We start from the raw sequence: 17188 nt of genomic DNA on the forward strand, positions 1-17188 counted from the left end.
TTGGTGCTCTGCGATGTTGGACATCACACACCAAACGGAAAGGTTTCGTCTTCCGGTTCCAGTTCCTGGCTTTTCGGCAGGTGCAGTGCCGTCACCGGTTGCGTCTGTTCTATCCACACCAAGGCGTCGAATTGGTCGGCCAGCACCGCCTGGAAATAGTGGCTGCGCAGCTCGCTTTCAGGTCGATAGATCACCCCGATGGCCCGCTCCAGCAGCGTCTCTGACAGGGCCCGGCGCAAGGTTTCTCGCTCCGGATCGCGCCAGTCGGTCAAGGACGCGGCGATACCCGCCTCAAGGAACTGATGCTCCCAACTGTCCGCCCGAGATGGCCGGATGTCCTTGATGTGCATGTCGCCATCCCAGTCATCGGCCGCCGCCACCTGGCCGCGGTCGGTGCTCATGCCGATCAGCACGACGTCGCGCCCGTAGGCGCTACGGCACAGCTGGCCGATATTGAACTGGCCCTTCCAGCCCATTTCCGTGGCGTCGGCATTGCCGATATGGGAGTTGTGCGCCCACACCACCGCCCTGGCTTGAGGGCCTCGATGCTCGAGCAGCGCCCGCAAGGTGTCGAACATATGCTGGTCACGCAGGTTCCAGGAGGTGGTCGAGCCTTGATAAATGGCTCGGTAGTATTGCTCGGCGGCCCGAACGACCTGGGCGTTTTGCGTGGCGTTGAAGAACGCTTCTTCGTCCTGGGCAAGCCCGGCCAGTTGTTCGGCCAGTATGGCATTGAGCTGGTCGACCACTGCCTGCTCACATGGCATCACGCCACCGCGTTCGACAAAGTGGCCGTATAACGCAGGATCATCCTGCCAGGGTGTCAGACAGCCATAACGCTGCCGTGCTTCGTGCGCAAGCCGAGGGTCGATCTGGTCGAGGTAGTTCAAGACCTCGTGAATGGAATTACGCAAACTGTAAACGTCCAGACCGCGAAACTCGACACGCAGTTCGGGCGCTTTCTGCTGGTTATAGTGATGAAGCCAGTGGGCGAAAGCTCTCACATCGGTATTGCGCCACATCCAGGTCGGGAATCGGCTGAAGATGTGCCGTTTCCAGGCCGAAGGCGCCAGCCCGCGGACATAACGGTCAACGTGGCCCGCATCCGGCCAGTCCGCTTCGACGGCAACGACAGTGAATCCATGCTGCTCGATCAGCCGTTGGGTGATGGCCGCCCGGGCTCGGTAGAAGTCGCTGGTGCCATGGCTGGCCTCACCGATCATCACCACGCGAGCATCGGCGTAACGGTCGAACATTTCGCCAAAGGCCTCTGAGTTCAATTCCGGCAGTGGCTCAGCGTATTGGCGTAACAACGGCACAATAGAGGCCGCTGCACCGTTGACATTGGACCCGGAAAGTTTCTTCAAGAAGTTCATGAGCGTCATTCCGGTGAGGGTGGATTGCCTGACGTCGAGTGCTCTGGCGTGAGGGGCATTAACGCGGGGAACTCCTCAGGCGTCAGGGTTTCCTTTTCCAGCAGCAGTCTGGCGCCGGCATCCAGGTCGGCCCGGCGGCTGGCAAGCAATGCCTTGGCGCGACTGTAGGCTTCATCGAGCAGGTCTCTGATGCCGAGGTCGATTTCTCGTGCGGTTTGTTCCGAGTAATCCTTCTCCCCCCGGTTCAACATCTGGTCGCCCAGGTATGTGGGGGTCTGGCGCTCCAGTACCGACTGTCCGAGCTCTGTGCTCATGCCGAAGCGGGTAATCAGTTGCCGGGCGATATCGGTGGCCCGGACCAAGTCGTCCGCTGCTCCCGTGGAAATCTGGCCATAGACGATGTGCTCGGCGGCCCGCCCGGCCATCAACACCACGATCCGATCCTTGAGCGTCTGGTAACTGATCAGAAAGTGATCCTCGGTCGGGCGTTGCAGCGTATAGCCCAGCGACCCGATGGAACGGGGAATGATCGAGACCTTGTGCACCGGGTCCATTCCCGGCAAGGTGCCGGCCGCCAGGGCATGGCCCATTTCGTGATAGGCGACCACCAGGCGTTCTTCGGGCTGCAGCAGGCTGCTCTTGCGTTCAACGCCGGCGATGATGCGCTCTACCGCCGCCGTGAAGTCGTCGAGGCTGACCGCCGGGGCACCGCGACGGGTCGCGACGATCGCGGCTTCGTTGACCAGATTCGCCAGGTCCGCGCCAGTGAAGCCGGTGGTGATCTGGGCAATACGCTCGCAGTCGATGCTGGGCTCAGCGGCGATGTGCTTGATATGCACCTTGAGAATCTCCCATCGACCCTTGCGGTCCGGGCGATCGATGACGATCTGACGATCGAAACGGCCGGCCCGCAGCAGCGCCGGGTCGAGGACTTCCGGGCGATTGGTGGAGGCCAGCAGCACCACGCCTTCGCGAGGGTCGAAGCCGTCCAGCTCCGCCAGCAGTTGGTTGAGTGTCTGTTCTTTTTCGTCGTTGCCACCGAGCCCACCGATACCGCGCATCTTTCCCAGGGCATCCAGTTCGTCAATGAAAATGATGCAGGGTGACGCCTGGCGAGCCTGCAAGAACAGGTCGCGAACCCTGGCGGCACCGACGCCGACGAACATTTCGACGAACTCGGAACCGGAAATGGAGAAAAACGGCACCCCGGCTTCACCGGCGATGGCCTTGGCGACCAGGGTTTTACCGGTTCCGGGAGGGCCCACCAGCAAAGTCCCCTTGGGAATATGGGCACCCAGGCGGGTGTACCTGGCCTTGTCTTTCAGAAACGAGACGATTTCCACCAGTTCGGCCTTGGCTTCGTCAATGCCGGCTACATCGGCGAAGGTCACCCCCGTATCGCGCTCGACGAATACTTTGGCCCGTGATTTGCCGACATTCATCAGGCCGCCAATGCCCTGTTTCTCGGCAAGGCCGCGGAACACAAACATCCAGACCGCCATGATTATGACAAAGGGCAGGAACCAACCGAGCAGATTGCCCAGAAAGGTGTTTTCGTTGACTCCGGAAAAGCTGACCTCTGATTGAGCCAGTTCTGTCGCCAGGGTGGGGTCGACCCGCACCGTGGTGAACAGGGTATGACCGTTGATCGGCTCTTGCAGTTTGCCCTTGATCTGGTCTTTGGTGACGCTCAAGTCGCTGACTTTTTGCTCGTTCAACAACTGCAGGAACTGACTGTAAGGGATCGACTCGACGGTGCCGCGTTCGACAAAGAAGAACTGCGCCAGTGTCAACGCGACGAAGGCGGCGAGAAAGTATGAAGTGTTCCACTGATCGGTCTTCTTCATGGTCTGGGCTCACGAGTGAACGATGAATCTGAACAACGCCCCGTCGCAGTACTACGCAGTGTCGTTCTGCGCCCTATACCTGAGTATTGGTTAAAATTTTAGACCTGCTGTCAGTCGATCAGTTTTATATATATCGGTACGTGTCAAGGTACCTGTCGCCTTGGTACTGCTGCGGCTAACCCATTGCGCCCTTAACTTCAGGGCGTTCGGGGTTCAAATACACCGCATCTGCCAATTTCCAGTTGCGTGTCCTGGTACTCCAGCGGCTCGGATTGACCTCCCTGGCATCTTCATAAAGCGCTGCTCTGGCCTGTAATAGAGCTGTTGCTTTGCCTTCGTGGCGCTCGTTCGGCGTCACGTATTTCAAGGCACTATGACGATGATCTTCGTTGTACCACTCGATAAATTTTTGCACCCAAAGCCTTGCTTGCGTGACCGTATCAAACGGCTGGTCCGGCCAGAGTGGGCAGTACTTTGCGGTACGAAAAAGTGCTTCGGCGTACGCATTGTCATTGCTCACGCGCGGTCGGCTAAATGACGGCTCTACGCCTAGCGAAACCATGCTTTCACGCAGAAGAGAGCCTCTCATGACGTGGCCATTGTCCGAGTGCAGCACCAATGGACGACCGGCCGTGTGTTCGCGCAAACATCCCTTTTCGAGTAGTTCGCACGCATGCTCAGCGCACTCCACCTCATGCACTTCATTGGCTACTAGCTTGCGGCTGTAGATGTCCTTGACCATGTACCAGTAGAAAAAACGGCCTTTGACGGTGCTAGGCAACCAGGTGATATCCCAGCACCACACCTGATTGGGACCGTCAGCACGATGTGTCGTCAGTACCCTGCGTTTGGGCGCTTTGGCCCTACCACGGCGAACGTTTTGATTCGCAGCTTTTAACACGCGATAGAACGTCGACTCCGACGCCAGATAGATGCCCTCATCTGCCAGCTTGGGAACAATTTGGTGTGGCGTGAGGCTGGCATAGCCAGCCTGATTGGCGGCATCGAGCACCGCCTGGCGCTCCGCCTCACTGAGCTTGTTCGACGGAGCTGCCCGCTGAGCCAGCAGACGCCTGTCGCAGTCGGTGTGTTGCCAACGTTGAACCGTGCGCAGGCTCAGCCCCAGTTCATTGCACGCCCGATATCGACGAGCCCCACTCAGCACCGCTTCAGCAATCAACTTCATGGCTTGCATACGATCGGGGGCGCTGATCAATCTTCCTTGTCCTTGCCCCAAATCGCATTGGCTTTTTTTCTGAGTTCCAGCAAAGCCTCCGCTTCGGCACGTCCAGCATCGGATTGGATCAACTGACGCTCCAGCTCTTTGATCCGTCGCTGCTCGGCAGTTTTCTCTGCGCTGGGCTTCAGATCAGCGAGGGTATTGGCGTTTTGGCAGGCCTCGCGCCACTGCTGGATTTGCTCAGGATAAATGCCCTTGATTCGGCAATATTGAGAAATCTCCACCTCGCTCAGCGGTGCGGTTTCCATGACGGCATTGAATTTATCGGCGCTGGACCATTGATCACTGGTCTTCCCGTTTCCGGGCACGATCAAACCGTTATCTCTAGCCATTTGCCTCCAATTACGCAGTGCCTGTGGCGTGACATTGAGTGCAACAGCGAGGTCCGCCACTGAACGATTGAGGGGCGGCATCATTTGCTGTACGGCCCAGTCTTTGAAGTCGTCGGTGTAACGTTTAGACATTGCTATGCACCTTCGCCCCCTTGAATGAATGAGTCAATCAACAAGGGCGACAGGTAGCCTGACACGGAGGGATATGGAACAAAGGGGATCCACAAAAAGCCCCTTGCCAGGTTTTCCCGGCAAGGGGCCAATAGGCACAGGGTCTAGTCGGCTTTGATTTTCACGACCTTTTCCGGTTTTATGGCCTCGGCTTTTTTCGGCAGAGAGACCGTCAGCACACCTTTACTGAAATGCGCGTCGATCTTGTCGGCATCGACCTCTTTGGGCAGGTTGAAGACCCGCTCGAATGAGCCGTAGCTGCGTTCAGTGAGGTGGTAGCCCTTTCTCTGTTCTTCTCTGTCTGATTTCTTTTCCCCTCGGATGATCAGGCTGTCGTTGGACAGTTTGATCTCAATGTCTTTGTCATCCATACCGGGAAGTTCGGCGGTGATTTCGTAGCTTCTAGCCTGTTCGGAAATATCCACGGCGGGCATGCCGCGACCGCTCAGCTCCCGACCCCAGAGTGGTTCGACATCGAAGAGGTTACGGCTCAGTGGCTCGACATCGAAGAGGCTGCGGCTGAATGGCGAAAGTGCCGACCCTCGACCAAAGTCTTCGAACAGACGGTCGATCTGTTGGCGCAACGATTCAAAGGGGCGCAAGAGGCCAGTACTCACTGCGGTCTGACGGGGCTTCTGTTCCGTGCTGACCGGCATTTTTTTTACGCTAGACATGTCATTTCCTCCTCTGGATTCGAGGTGGCTGCCTATATTCGTGTGGTCTGTCACCTCGAGGTGGATCTATCAGGGAGTCACAGGCGTTTTGCAGCGTCCGTGAACTCGATGTCTGCCTAATAAGAATAGACCCTATTTGGCCTGGATCAGCGGCGCGTCGACCAGCGGAATAGGGGATGGCTGGCTCGAATCAGCGGGAAATCAACCCGTGCTCAATCGCGTAGTTGAGCAGGGCGGCGGGCTTGTCGATGTTCAATTTGCGGCGGATGCTCAGACGGTGGGTTTCTACGGTGCGCACGCTGATGTCGAGTTCGCGGGCCATTTCCTTGTTGTTCAGTCCCTGGACCATCTTGCAAAGCACCTGGCTTTCACGTGGGGTCAGTTCGCTATCGGTGTGCCTGTCTGCGGCCAGTATCGAAGCGATTTCCGCGCTGTAGAAGGTTCCGCCGCTGGCAATCGCTTCGATAGCCGCGATGATTTCACGCGAAGGGGCATTCTTCAGCACGTAGCCGCTGGCACCTGAGCGTACCGACTCACTCACGTACTCGTAGTTGTCGTACATACTGAGTATCAGGATTTTGATCGACGGGTATTCGCGCCGCAGTGCGCGGGTCAATTCAAGGCCGTTCATGTCTTTAAGGCTGATGTCGACCAGCAGCAAATCGGGTTTCGTCCGACTGACCATGTCGATCGCATCGGCGCCACTTTCGGCCTCACCCACGACTTCCAAAGGCGCCATCACCGCCAGTAAAGCCCGGATACCTTCGCGAACAAGTGAATGGTCGTCGACCAAGGCAATACGTATCGGGGAAGACAGGCTCATCAGGGCATTTCTCTTATTGTTTTCTGACAATGATCCGCATCAGTTGTCGGTTACGCTCATGGGTAGGAGCACGTTCAGTTCGCTCCTGCCAGGCACTGAGTGGAGATCGAGTCGGCCGCCAAAATGCTCGACTCTTTCACGGATGTTGCGCAATCCTATACCGCTGTGCAGGCGCTCGATTCGAGTGACGTTAAAGCCGATGCCGTCATCGACGACGATCAGGCGCAAGGCCTCGGCAGAACCTTGCAGGGTGATCGATACGTTGTGGGCCTGAGCATGCCGCTCAATGTTGGTCAGCCCTTCTTGAGCTATACGGAACAAGGCAACTGCCGCACCGTCGATCAGCGGAAAGTCGAACAGGTTGCTTTCATAGTGCACCGGCAAGCCGCTGCGTTTTTCAAATTCAGCTGCTAACTGTCCGATGGCCGCGGGCAGGCCCAAAGTGTCGAGCAACGATGAACGCAGGTCGTGGGAAATGCTGCGGACTTCTCCGATAGCTCCGCCCAAACGCTCCGTAGCTTCTCGTAAAATACTCAAGGCATTGTCCCGACCCGTTTCGAGCATATGGGTGGCCAGTTCGAACTGAAACTTTATCGACACCAGCAACTGACTTATACCGTCATGCAGTTCGCGGGATACGCGCGACCGTTCTTCTTCCTGCAAGCTGACGATTCGCTGATTGAGTCGCTGAAGTTTTTTGTCGGCCAAACGGTGCTCACTGACGTTCAAGGTCATGCCGCTGGCGAAGACCAGCAGTACGGCGACCAGCGCTACTACTGCGATCGCCAACATGGTGGCACGGATGCCTTGCGCGACTTCATCGCGGGCTTGCGCAGTGGCCTGTTCGACGTCTTCGAGGTAGATGCCGGTACCGAGCATCCAGCCCCAATGGTCAAGCATCACGACATAAGCCAGTTTATCCGTGACCTCTGCGGTCGAGGGTTTTTTCCAGGCATAACGCTGGAAACCTGCTCCGGATTCCGCGCTTTTGAGTAACGCCTGAATGACTGGCAAACCGTGGGGGTCGGTCATCTCCCAGAGGTATTTTCCAACCAGCTCGGATTGTCGGGCATGCATCAGGTTACGGCCCTGACGATCGTAAACGAAGAAGTAGCCATCGATACCAAAGCTGAGTTTCCTCAACTCTTCGAGTACTCGCTGTTGCGCCTGTTGGTCGTTCTGGCCATCGGCATACAGGGGCTCGATCAAGCTTTTAGCCATTGCTACATAGTTTTTCAGTTCCGCGCGTTTGCTCGCCAGAATGCTGTCTTCGATCAACTGCGCCTGCTGCTCACCTAATTGCCGATTCTGGAAAATCACCAGCGCACAGATGACCGCAACCGCCAGGATCAGCGGTAAAACGCCTAGGGCAACAATCTTGTGTTTGAGCTGCATCTCTACTCCTGTCCAGACCGGGCGGCGGTGCAGCAGGGCTGTTGGCGGGTGTCGTGGAGTGGGCATGATATGCCAAAAAGACTTCAACCTTACAAGCGCAGAGAGCGGTCGGACTAACGGGAAGAACCGCAGTATGGCGGGGTCTCAGTAGTACTACGTAGAAGGGGCTTACGTAGTACTGCGGATTTCGCCAATGGCGACATGCGCGGATATTAGGCGAGCTCCGCATAACGGGGCGCCATTATAATAATTACCGCCGCAGTCCATCGGCTGTCGGCAGGAGACACGCAATGACCCGTCTGGTTAAACACCTCGCCTGGTTTGTCGTGGCTGTCATTGGTGCGGTCGCGCTGAGTGTCGTGGCCTTGCGCCGCGGCGAAGCCATCAACGCCCTTTGGATCGTAGTCGCCGCAGTCGCTATCTACCTCGTTGCATACCGCTACTACAGCCTGTTTATCGCTAAACATGTGATGCAGATCGATCCACTTCGGGCTACTCCCGCAGTGCTCAACAACGATGGTCTGGACTATGTGCCGACCAACAAACATGTGCTTTTCGGTCACCACTTCGCGGCCATCGCTGGCGCGGGGCCGTTGGTCGGTCCGGTGCTGGCAGCGCAGATGGGCTACCTGCCCGGCACGCTCTGGCTGATTGCCGGTGTGGTGCTGGCCGGTGCCGTGCAGGACTTCATGGTCCTGTTCCTGTCGACCCGCCGCAACGGCCGTTCGCTGGGCGATATGGTCCGTGAAGAAATGGGCCGTATCCCCGGCACCATCGCGTTGTTTGGCTGCTTCCTGATCATGATCATCATCCTCGCGGTGCTGGCGCTGATCGTAGTCAAGGCCCTGGCCGAGAGCCCATGGGGCATTTTCACGGTGATGGCGACCATCCCGATCGCGATGTTCATGGGCATTTACATGCGCTACATCCGCCCGGGTCGCATCGGTGAAATCTCGGTGATCGGCGTGGCGTTGCTGCTGGGTTCGATCTGGCTGGGCGGGCAGATTGCCGCTGACCCGGTTTGGGCCAAAGCCTTTACCTTCACCGGCATCCAGATTACCTGGATGCTGATCGGCTACGGCTTCGTTGCCGCAGTGTTGCCAGTCTGGCTGATTCTGGCGCCGCGCGACTACCTGTCGACCTTCCTCAAAATCGGCACCATCCTCGCCCTGGCGATCGGCATCCTGATCACCATGCCCGAGCTGAAAATGCCGGCGCTGACCCAGTTCACCGACGGTACCGGTCCGGTATGGAAGGGCGGTTTGTTCCCGTTCCTGTTCATCACCATCGCCTGTGGTGCGGTGTCCGGTTTCCACGCGCTGATCGCTTCCGGCACCACGCCGAAGTTGCTGGCCAACGAAGGCCATGCCCGTTACATCGGTTACGGCGGCATGCTGATGGAATCCTTCGTGGCCATCATGGCCATGGTCGCTGCTTCGGTGATCGAGCCGGGTGTCTACTTTGCGATGAACAGCCCGGCGGCCCTTGTCGGCGGCGATGTTGTGTCGGTTGCGCAGACGGTCAGCAGCTGGGGTTTCGCCATTACCCCGGAGGCCCTGCAAGCGGTGGCCAAGGACATCGGTGAAACTACCATCCTGGCCCGTGCCGGCGGTGCGCCGACCCTGGCGGTGGGGATCGCGCAGATCCTGCACACGCTGCTGCCGGGTGAAAACACCATGGCGTTCTGGTACCACTTCGCGATTCTGTTCGAGGCGCTGTTCATCCTGACCGCTGTCGACGCCGGTACCCGTGCCGGACGTTTCATGCTGCAGGACTTGCTCGGTTCCTTCGTTCCGGCACTGAAACGTACCGAATCCTGGACCGCCAACCTGATCGCGACGGCAGGTTGCGTGGCAATGTGGGGTTACCTGCTGTATCAAGGCGTGATCGACCCGCTGGGTGGCATCAACACCTTGTGGCCGCTGTTCGGTATCTCCAACCAGATGCTGGCTGGCATCGCGCTGATGCTGGCGACCGTCGTGCTGATCAAAATGAAGCGTCAGCGCTACGTCTGGGTCACCATGCTGCCCGCCGTCTGGTTGCTGATCTGCACCACCACCGCCGGCTTCATCAAGCTGTTCGACGCCAACCCGGCGATCGGTTTCCTGGCGCTGGCCAAAAAGTACGGTGATGCATTGGCCAACGGTCAGGTCCTGGCGCCGGCCAAGAGCATCGAGCAGATGCAGCACGTGATCTACAACGCCTACACCAACGCGACGCTGACCGTGCTGTTCCTGCTGGTGGTATTCAGCATCCTGTTCTTTGCACTCAAGGTCGGTATTGCCGCCTGGGGCAGCAAAGAGCGCACGGATAAAGAAGCGCCCTTCCAGGCGCTGCCGGACGCGTAATCGAGGATTGCCGACATGTTCAATGACCTCAGTCGCCTCGGTAAATACCTCGGTCAGGCCGCCCGCCTGATGGTCGGCATGCCCGACTACGACAACTACGTCGAGCATATGCAAAGCAAACACCCGGACAAGCCGGTGATGGCCTACGAGGCGTTCTTTCGGGAACGCCAGGAGGCGCGTTACGGTAGCAAGTCTGGTCCCAAGTGCTGTTGACCCGCTAATTGTGGTCATCTGATGTGATGTGGGAGGGGGCTTGTGTGGGAGCGGGCTTGCCCGCGAAGCGAACACCGCGGTTTTTCAGGCATTACGCGTCATCGTTCTTCGCGGGCGAGCCCGGCTCCCACACAAGTCGCGCTCCTACAGTTTTTCAGCGTATGGAAGATCTTCCGTGACTGGAATCAATTGCCGGGCTTAATAGGAAGCATTACTATTCGCGCCCCGCCTCCATAGCGCACCGCAATGACCCCCAAGCTGCCCCGCAGACCAGGCTTTTTCGAGCACTACGAAGAGTTGATCGGCACCTGGACGCGTCGGCTGAAAAATCGGCAGCAGGCCGAGGATCTGGCCCACGACACCTTCGTGCGGGTGCTCGAATCCGATTCGGCGGCGGTCGAGCAGCCGCGGGCATATTTGCATCAGACTGCGCGCAATATCGCGGTGGACGCCTATCGGCGCGAAGATCGCCGCGCAGCCATGGAGCAGGAAGCAGTTCATCACGGCTTGCCAGCCACCGGCGACCCCGAGCATTTCATGCAGGCGATCCAGCTTGCTGACTCCATCGAGCAGGCGCTTGGCGAATTGCCCGTCAACTGCCGCAAGGTGTTTGTCTGGCAGAAGATCGAAGGCCTGACCCAGGCGGAAATCGCCGAACGCCTGGGGCTGTCTAAAAACATGGTGGAAAAGTATATGATCCGCACCCTGCGGCATCTACGCGACCGCCTGGACGGGCTGAACCAATGATCTGCCGTGACTTTTCTCCCACCGCCAGGACAGGACATTCCATGATGGATACTCGTGATTGCGCGTGCGGGCAGGCGACGGTTCGCGATGAGGCTGCGCTGTGGTTCGTGCGCCTCCAGGACCAGGCCGTCAGTGCCGAAGATCAGCGGCGTTTCGAGGCCTGGCTGGAGGAGCACAGCCTGCATCGGGATGAATTTCAACTGCTGCAAGGTCTCTGGACAGCCGCTGATCTGGTGCCCAGGGCGCGTCTACAAGCGCTGTGTGAAACGCCTGTTGGCGAAAAGACCTGGGAGCGCTCCAGACGCCGGCCGTTCATGGGCTATGCGGTGGCGGCGAGTGTGCTCGCGGTGTCCCTTGGTCTGGGCTTGTTCAGCGGTTTGCACCCTGCGGCCTACACCGCCGAGTTCTCCACGGCCCCCGGCGAGCGCCGCCAGGTGGCGTTGCCCGACGGTTCGCGGATCGACCTGAACAGCCGCAGCCGGGTTGAAGTGCATTATGAAAAGGACCGGCGTGGCATCGAACTCAAGCAGGGCGAGGCGATGTTCAGCGTCGAGCACGACAGCAGTCGGCCGTTCGTCGTCGCCGCCGGGGCCGGCAAGGTCACGGTAACCGGAACCCGCTTCGACGTGCGTCGCGATGAAGCCGAAACGCGGGTGGTGGTGGAGGCGGGAGCGGTCAAGGTGCAGGGCCGTGAGGCGGCTGACGGCGAGTTCGTCAGTCTGACCGCCGGCCTGGGCACGCGTATCGATGCTCAAGGCAAAGTGGCCGCGGCTTACGCGGTCAATCCTCAGGAACTCATGGCCTGGCGCAGCGGCAAGCTGGTGTTCAACAACGCCAGCCTGGCTGAAGTGGCCCACGAAGTGTCGCGCTACCGGGACAAACCCCTGCGTGTGGCGAATCCCGCAGTGGGTAATTTGCGCCTGAGCAGCGTGTTCAAATCCACCGACACCGAGGCGCTGCTCAAGGCCTTGCCGAGCATCCTGCCGGTAGCTTTGCGGACCCTGGACGACGGCAGTCAGGAAATAATTGCGCGATAGATTCAGGTTTTTTTCGAGTTCTTCGTCTTCTTGTCCAACTGCAACTGGTTTGCATTAACAGACGCACACATCTTTAACAGGACAAAGCTCGACGTGAAGAACCTCGACGTTAAAAACAACAATCCCTCTTCTCGCTGGCTGCCCTTGGCGCTCGCCTTGGCAGTCAACGCCGCCATGCCACTGGCGTATGCCGAGCAGGCGCCCGCCAGCATTCACATCCAGGCCCAGCCGTTGGGCGAAGCCTTGAGCCAGTTGGCTCAGCAAACGTCGCTGCAAGTGTTCTTCAACCCGCAACTGGTGGCCGGCAAGCAGGCGCCAGCGGTGGACGGCAACCTGTCACCGGAACAGGCGCTGCGCCAATTGCTTCAGGGCAGTGGCCTGGACTATCGGATCGATGCCGGTTCGGTGACCTTGAGCCCGGCGCCATCCGACGCTTCCACAGCGCCAAACGGCCCGCTCGAATTGGGTGTGACCGATATCAAGGTGGTCGGTGACTGGCTCGCAGACGCCGATCAAGCCGTGGTGCAAAACCACCCCGGCGCGCGGACGGTGATTCGTCGTGAGGCGATGGTCGAGCAGGGTGCAATGAACGTCGGCGATGTGCTGCGTCGGGTACCCGGTGTGCAAGTACAGGAAGCCAACGGCACCGGCGGCAGTGATATTTCGCTGAACGTCGGTGTGCGCGGCCTGACTTCACGCCTGTCACCACGCTCCACGGTGCTGATCGACGGTGTGCCGGCTGCGGTTGCCCCTTACGGTCAACCGCAGCTGTCCATGGCACCGATTTCTTCCGGCAACCTCGACAGCATCGACGTGGTGCGCGGCGCCGGTTCCGTGCGTTACGGGCCGCAGAACGTCGGTGGGGTGATCAATTTCGTGACCCGGGCGATCCCCGAGAAGTTCTCCGGTGAAGTCGGCAGCACTCTGGAAACCTCTCAGCGCGGTGGCTGGAAGCACATCGACACGGCCTTCCTCGGCGGCACCGCGGACAACGGCATGGGCGTCGCCTTGCTGTATTCGGGCGTCAATGGCGACGGCTATCGCAAAAGCAATAACGACAACGACATCGACGACGTGATCCTCAAGACCCATTGGGCGCCGACCGATCAGGACGATTTTTCGCTGAACTTCCACTACTACGACGCCAGTGCCGAGATGCCCGGCGGCCTGACCCAGAAGCAGTACGATGCCGACCCGTTTCAGTCTGACCGCGACTGGGACAACTTCAGCGGCCGGCGCAAGGACGTGTCCTTCAAGTACCTGCGCCAGGTCGACGACCGTACTCAGGTCGAAGTGCTGACCTATTACTCCGACAGCTTCCGTGGCAGCAACATTGCAGCCCGCGACCAGAAGACCATCAGTGCCTATCCGCGCACCTATTACACCTATGGCATCGAGCCGCGGGTGTCCCATGTGTTCGATCTGGGGTCAACGACTCAGGAAGCCAGCGTCGGTTATCGCTACTTGAAAGAAGGCATGCACGAAGAAGCCAGCCGCCTGGCACTGGTGAACAATCAGCCAGTGGTCACACCGGCTTCGGACGGGCATGTCTATCAGGACCGTACCGGTAGCACTGAGGCCAATGCGTTCTACATCGACGACAAGATCGATATCGGTAAATGGACCATCACCCCGGGCATCCGTTTCGAAAGCATCAAGACCCAATGGCATGATCGGCCGGTGGTGGGCCTCAATGGCAAACCGGTCCAGGAAAAGCGCCGCGACATCGAAAGCAACGAGCCGCTGCCGGCCCTGAGCGTGATGTATCACCTGTCCGATGCCTGGAAGCTGTTCGCCAACTACGAGACCTCGTTCGGCAGTCTGCAGTACTTCCAGCTCGGTCAGGGCGGCGTGGGGAATCAGACCGCCAACGGCCTTAACCCGGAAAAAGCCAAGACCTACGAGATCGGTACGCGCTACAACGATGACGTGTGGGGCGGTGAAGTGACTTTGTTCTACATCGACTTCGATGAAGAGTTGCAATACGTCAGCAACGATGTTGGCTGGACCAACCTGGGCGCCACCAAACACCAGGGCCTTGAGGCGTCGGTGCACTATGACCTGGCGGCCCTCGACCCACGGCTCGACGGCTTGACCGCCAACGCCGGTTTCACCTACACCCGCGCCACCAACGAAGGTGACATTCCCGGCTTCAAGGGCCGTGATCTGCCGTTCTATTCCCGGCAAGTCGCGACACTGGGGCTGCGTTACGACATCAACCGCTGGACTTACAACCTCGATGCGTTCGCCCAATCCAGACAGCATGCACCGGGTACCGGCATCAATGTCGATGGCAGCTTCAGCGGCAACTACATCACTGAGGGCACCGCTGATGGTCAGTTCGGTGACATGCCGGGTTACGTGACCTGGAATGTTCGCGGCGGCTATGACTTCGGCTCGCAGCTATCGAACCTGAAAGTCGGCGCGGGGGTGAAGAACCTCTTCGATCGCCAGTACTTCACCCGCTCGAGCGACAACAACTCGGGGATCTACGTCGGCGCACCGCGTACGTTCTTTGTGCAGGCCAGCGTGGGGTTCTGATAGACCGAGTCGCCCCATTCGCGGGCAAGCCCGCTCCCACAAGGTCCACGCATATCCTGTGGGAGCGGGCTTGCCCGCGAAGCTTTTAAACCTTCAACACCTTCCCACTGGCTGCAACGGCCAGCAACAGCAGCGCAATCAAGCCAAAGGCAATGCTCAAACTGCTGCCATGGGCAATAAAACCGATCAATGCAGGCCCGGCGAGGATGCCGGCATAGCCCAGGGTGGTAATGGCCGGCACGGCGATGCTTTCGGGCATGACTTTCTGTTTGCCGACGGCGGTGTACAGCACCGGCACGATGTTCGAACAGCCCGCGCCCACCAACGCATAACCCACCAACGCCGCTTCCCAGGCTGGAGCCAGGGTCGCGAGCAGCAGGCCGGCAGCTGCGGTGAGCCCGCCGACAACGATCACCCGTTTGGCACCGAGCCGGTGCACGATGGCGTCGCCGGTCAGGCGGCCGGCGGTCATGGTCAGGGCGAACGCGGCGTAACCCAAACCCGCGTAGGCGGCATCGAGACTGCGCTCGGACGTCAGGAACACCGCGCTCCAGTCGAGCACCGCGCCTTCTGCAAGAAACACAATAAAACACAGGCTGCCGATAAACAGCACCACGCCATGGGGCACGGCGAAGGCCGGGCCTGCGCTTTCGCTGCCATAGGGCAACATATGCGGCGCGGCCTTGAGCAACGCGAGCAGCAGAAACACGACCACCACCAGCATCGCGCCCAACGGTGACATTCCCAGACCCAGCAGCGCGCTGACCCCGGCCGCGCCGACGATCCCGCCGAGGCTGAACAAGCCGTGAAAGCCCGACATCATGGTCTTGCCACTGGCTCGCTCGACGATCACTGCTTGCAGGTTCACCGTGGAGTCCACACCGCCGAGCCCGGCGCCGAACATGAACAACGCCGCGACCAACAACGGCGTCGAGGACACCGTTGCCAGCAGCGGCAGCGCCAGGCAGATCAGCAGCGTCCCGCCGGCCATCACCCGACGGCAACCGAAGCGCGAGGCCAGGATCCCGGCCAGCGGCATGGCAATGATCGAACCAACCCCCAGACACAGCAGCAATAAACCGAGTGTGCCTTCATCGAGTCCGGCCCGAGCCTTGGCATAAGGCACCAGCGGCGCCCAGGCGGCGATGCCGAAACCGGCGATGAAGAAGCCGATGCGCGTGGACATTTGCTCCAGGTGCCCGGGGACCACGGGCGCTGGGGTACTGATGGAGGTCATGAAAAATCCTTGGTAATGCGGTCGATAACAATGTGCAGCGCAACATCCTTGCACATCAGCCCGCATCGGGCGAGGCCAGGGTTTCCTTTCTGAGGCAATGCGGTGCTTCACTGACGTGTCGCGCTGGGAACCCGGACAGTGGATTTGCCGACTGAATAAGTGGAAAGTTGCAACCCCGTTCACTCATCAATTGGCGGCTGTCACGGTATGACGCAATTCTACGATGCCCGCGGCAATATCTACGCCGTTGTCTCACCCGATGCGCTGCGACAAAGCGCAATCGAGTTGCCTGCGCAGGCCAGTCGGGCCGCTCAAACCCGCGATACCTGGGCGCTGCAGGCGGTGGCAGCCTTTTGCGGCTGGGCACCGCAAGACCGACCGTCAGGTGCCAAGGCCCATCGTTCGGATGGGTTGCTCATCGGCCCGTTTCAGTCAGCGCCGCCTTATGACCTGCTGATCGTCAACACGGACGGTACGCTGGCCGAACGCAGTGGCAACGGTTTGAGCATCTTTGCTCAGGCGTTGACTGATCAGGGTTTGATGCCGGGGCAGGGGCCTTGTGTGCTCAAGGTTCATCACGATAAGCGCGATGCGGTATCGCCGGTGCAAACCTCGGTAGAGCCGGCCGAGGTGGGAGGTGTCCACGGGTTTTGGCTGGACTTGGGAAAACCTGCATTTGGGCCACAGGCCGTGGGTGCGTTGGGTGTTGAGGTCGCCGAGTTGAACGGTCACAGCCTGAATGAGGTGCCGCAGCTTTCCAGGCTGAACCCGGCGTGGGCTCACAGTCGGTTCGTGCGCATTGGCAATCCCCATTGCGTGACGCTGGTGGCGCGAGTGGATGCGCTGCCGGGCAATGAGCAGATGCGCGAGCGCGAATTGTCTTCAGGTCTGACCCGGATTGCGTTCGCCATGCCGGCCGGCGCGGGCGAGCCTTGCCCGGCCGGGGTCAATCTGCAATGGGCGATGCTGGAGTCTGAGGGGCGGATAGTCGCCCGGGTGTTCGAACGCGGTGAAGGTCCGACTGCGTCTTCCGGTACCAGTGCCAGTGCGGTGGCCTGTGCGGCCTGGAGTGTTGGTTGGGTTGTGGCGGGTAGGGTGGAAGTTGTCATGCCCGGGGGGACGGCGCCGATTTTTCTGGAAGAACAGGATGGTGAGTTGAGTAGCGTCAGGTTGTTCGGGACGGCGCGGTTGATCCCTTAGATTTGCG

At 59.5% G+C, this 17188-nt stretch carries 13 protein-coding genes; 6 read left to right on the forward strand and 7 right to left on the reverse strand.

Annotation, left to right across the window (positions count from 1 at the left end; all coding sequences use genetic code 11):
• Positions 1-23 precede the first annotated feature (23 nt).
• The 6 genes from AC3I0A_RS08335 to AC3I0A_RS08360 form a co-directional block, all read right to left on the reverse strand.
• Positions 24-1385: an erythromycin esterase family protein gene (locus AC3I0A_RS08335; protein ID WP_489377206.1), complete on the reverse strand. Its 1362-nt coding sequence runs from the start codon at positions 1383-1385 to the stop codon at positions 24-26.
• Positions 1382-3223 (reverse strand): ATP-dependent zinc metalloprotease FtsH, encoded by a 1842-nt coding sequence (gene ftsH / locus AC3I0A_RS08340; RefSeq protein WP_489377207.1) that lies wholly within the window; start codon positions 3221-3223, stop codon positions 1382-1384. The genes AC3I0A_RS08335 and ftsH overlap by 4 nt, the downstream gene beginning before the upstream one ends.
• 175 nt (positions 3224-3398) lie before the next feature.
• Positions 3399-4927 (reverse strand): IS3 family transposase gene (locus AC3I0A_RS08345; protein WP_489373385.1). Its coding sequence is split into 2 segments (ribosomal slippage): positions 3399-4486 and positions 4486-4927, totalling 1530 coding nucleotides; the frame shifts between segments, so codons are not numbered across the junction.
• Between the two features lie 143 nt (positions 4928-5070).
• A complete protein-coding gene (locus AC3I0A_RS08350; RefSeq protein ID WP_489377208.1) occupies positions 5071-5640 on the reverse strand; it encodes an Hsp20/alpha crystallin family protein in 570 nt (189 codons plus the stop codon).
• 190 nt (positions 5641-5830) lie between these two features.
• Entirely contained in the window at positions 5831-6463 is a 633-nt protein-coding gene (locus AC3I0A_RS08355) for a response regulator (protein WP_489377209.1), read from the reverse strand.
• 39 nt (positions 6464-6502) lie between these two features.
• Positions 6503-7858 (reverse strand): cache domain-containing protein, encoded by a 1356-nt coding sequence (locus AC3I0A_RS08360; protein WP_489377210.1) that lies wholly within the window; start codon positions 7856-7858, stop codon positions 6503-6505.
• 290 nt (positions 7859-8148) lie between these two features.
• On the opposite strand from AC3I0A_RS08360, the gene AC3I0A_RS08365 reads away from it, so the two are divergent.
• The 5 genes from AC3I0A_RS08365 to AC3I0A_RS08385 all read left to right on the forward strand — a co-directional run bounded on the left by AC3I0A_RS08365 (position 8149) and on the right by AC3I0A_RS08385 (position 14744).
• Complete coding sequence (locus tag AC3I0A_RS08365) at positions 8149-10206, forward strand: carbon starvation CstA family protein (RefSeq protein WP_489377211.1); 2058 nt, start codon at positions 8149-8151, stop codon at positions 10204-10206.
• A 15-nt stretch (positions 10207-10221) separates the two neighbouring features.
• Positions 10222-10419, forward strand: coding sequence for a YbdD/YjiX family protein (locus AC3I0A_RS08370; protein ID WP_489377212.1), 198 nt, complete (start codon positions 10222-10224; stop codon positions 10417-10419).
• 246 nt (positions 10420-10665) lie between these two features.
• A complete protein-coding gene (locus tag AC3I0A_RS08375; protein ID WP_489377213.1) occupies positions 10666-11166 on the forward strand; it encodes a sigma-70 family RNA polymerase sigma factor in 501 nt (166 codons plus the stop codon).
• A 41-nt stretch (positions 11167-11207) separates the two neighbouring features.
• On the forward strand, positions 11208-12203 hold the full coding sequence (locus AC3I0A_RS08380; protein ID WP_489377214.1) for a FecR family protein: 996 nt from the start codon (positions 11208-11210) through the stop codon (positions 12201-12203).
• A 93-nt stretch (positions 12204-12296) separates the two neighbouring features.
• Positions 12297-14744, forward strand: a complete 2448-nt coding sequence (locus tag AC3I0A_RS08385) for a TonB-dependent siderophore receptor (protein ID WP_489377216.1) — start codon at positions 12297-12299, stop codon at positions 14742-14744.
• A gap of 85 nt (positions 14745-14829) precedes the next feature.
• Here the strand turns inward: AC3I0A_RS08385 and AC3I0A_RS08390 are convergent, their stop codons facing one another.
• On the reverse strand, positions 14830-15981 hold the full coding sequence (locus AC3I0A_RS08390) for an MFS transporter (RefSeq protein WP_489377217.1): 1152 nt from the start codon (positions 15979-15981) through the stop codon (positions 14830-14832).
• A gap of 207 nt (positions 15982-16188) precedes the next feature.
• Between AC3I0A_RS08390 and AC3I0A_RS08395 the strand changes: the two genes are divergently transcribed.
• Positions 16189-17181 carry a diaminopimelate epimerase gene (locus tag AC3I0A_RS08395; protein ID WP_489377219.1) on the forward strand — a complete coding sequence of 331 codons (993 nt, stop codon included), beginning with the start codon at positions 16189-16191 and terminating at the stop codon, positions 17179-17181.
• Positions 17182-17188 lie beyond the last annotated feature (7 nt).

The sequence above is a fragment of the Pseudomonas sp. KH_024_B2 genome (assembly GCF_057839965.1).

Excerpts from the sequence above, each read along its gene's own strand:
- AC3I0A_RS08360 (WP_489377210.1), bottom strand. The coding sequence starts at position 7,858 with ATGCAGCTCAAACACAAGATTGTTGCCCTAGGCGTTTTACCGCTGATC.
- AC3I0A_RS08355 (WP_489377209.1), bottom strand. The coding sequence starts at position 6,463 with ATGAGCCTGTCTTCCCCGATACGTATTGCCTTGGTCGACGACCATTCA.
- AC3I0A_RS08370 (WP_489377212.1), top strand. The coding sequence starts at position 10,222 with ATGTTCAATGACCTCAGTCGCCTCGGTAAATACCTCGGTCAGGCCGCC.
- AC3I0A_RS08380 (WP_489377214.1), top strand. The coding sequence starts at position 11,208 with ATGATGGATACTCGTGATTGCGCGTGCGGGCAGGCGACGGTTCGCGAT.
- AC3I0A_RS08335 (WP_489377206.1), bottom strand. The coding sequence starts at position 1,385 with ATGACGCTCATGAACTTCTTGAAGAAACTTTCCGGGTCCAATGTCAAC.
- AC3I0A_RS08350 (WP_489377208.1), bottom strand. The coding sequence starts at position 5,640 with ATGTCTAGCGTAAAAAAAATGCCGGTCAGCACGGAACAGAAGCCCCGT.
- AC3I0A_RS08365 (WP_489377211.1), top strand. The coding sequence starts at position 8,149 with ATGACCCGTCTGGTTAAACACCTCGCCTGGTTTGTCGTGGCTGTCATT.
- AC3I0A_RS08390 (WP_489377217.1), bottom strand. The coding sequence starts at position 15,981 with ATGACCTCCATCAGTACCCCAGCGCCCGTGGTCCCCGGGCACCTGGAG.
- AC3I0A_RS08375 (WP_489377213.1), top strand. The coding sequence starts at position 10,666 with ATGACCCCCAAGCTGCCCCGCAGACCAGGCTTTTTCGAGCACTACGAA.
- AC3I0A_RS08395 (WP_489377219.1), top strand. The coding sequence starts at position 16,189 with ATGACGCAATTCTACGATGCCCGCGGCAATATCTACGCCGTTGTCTCA.
- ftsH (WP_489377207.1), bottom strand. The coding sequence starts at position 3,223 with ATGAAGAAGACCGATCAGTGGAACACTTCATACTTTCTCGCCGCCTTC.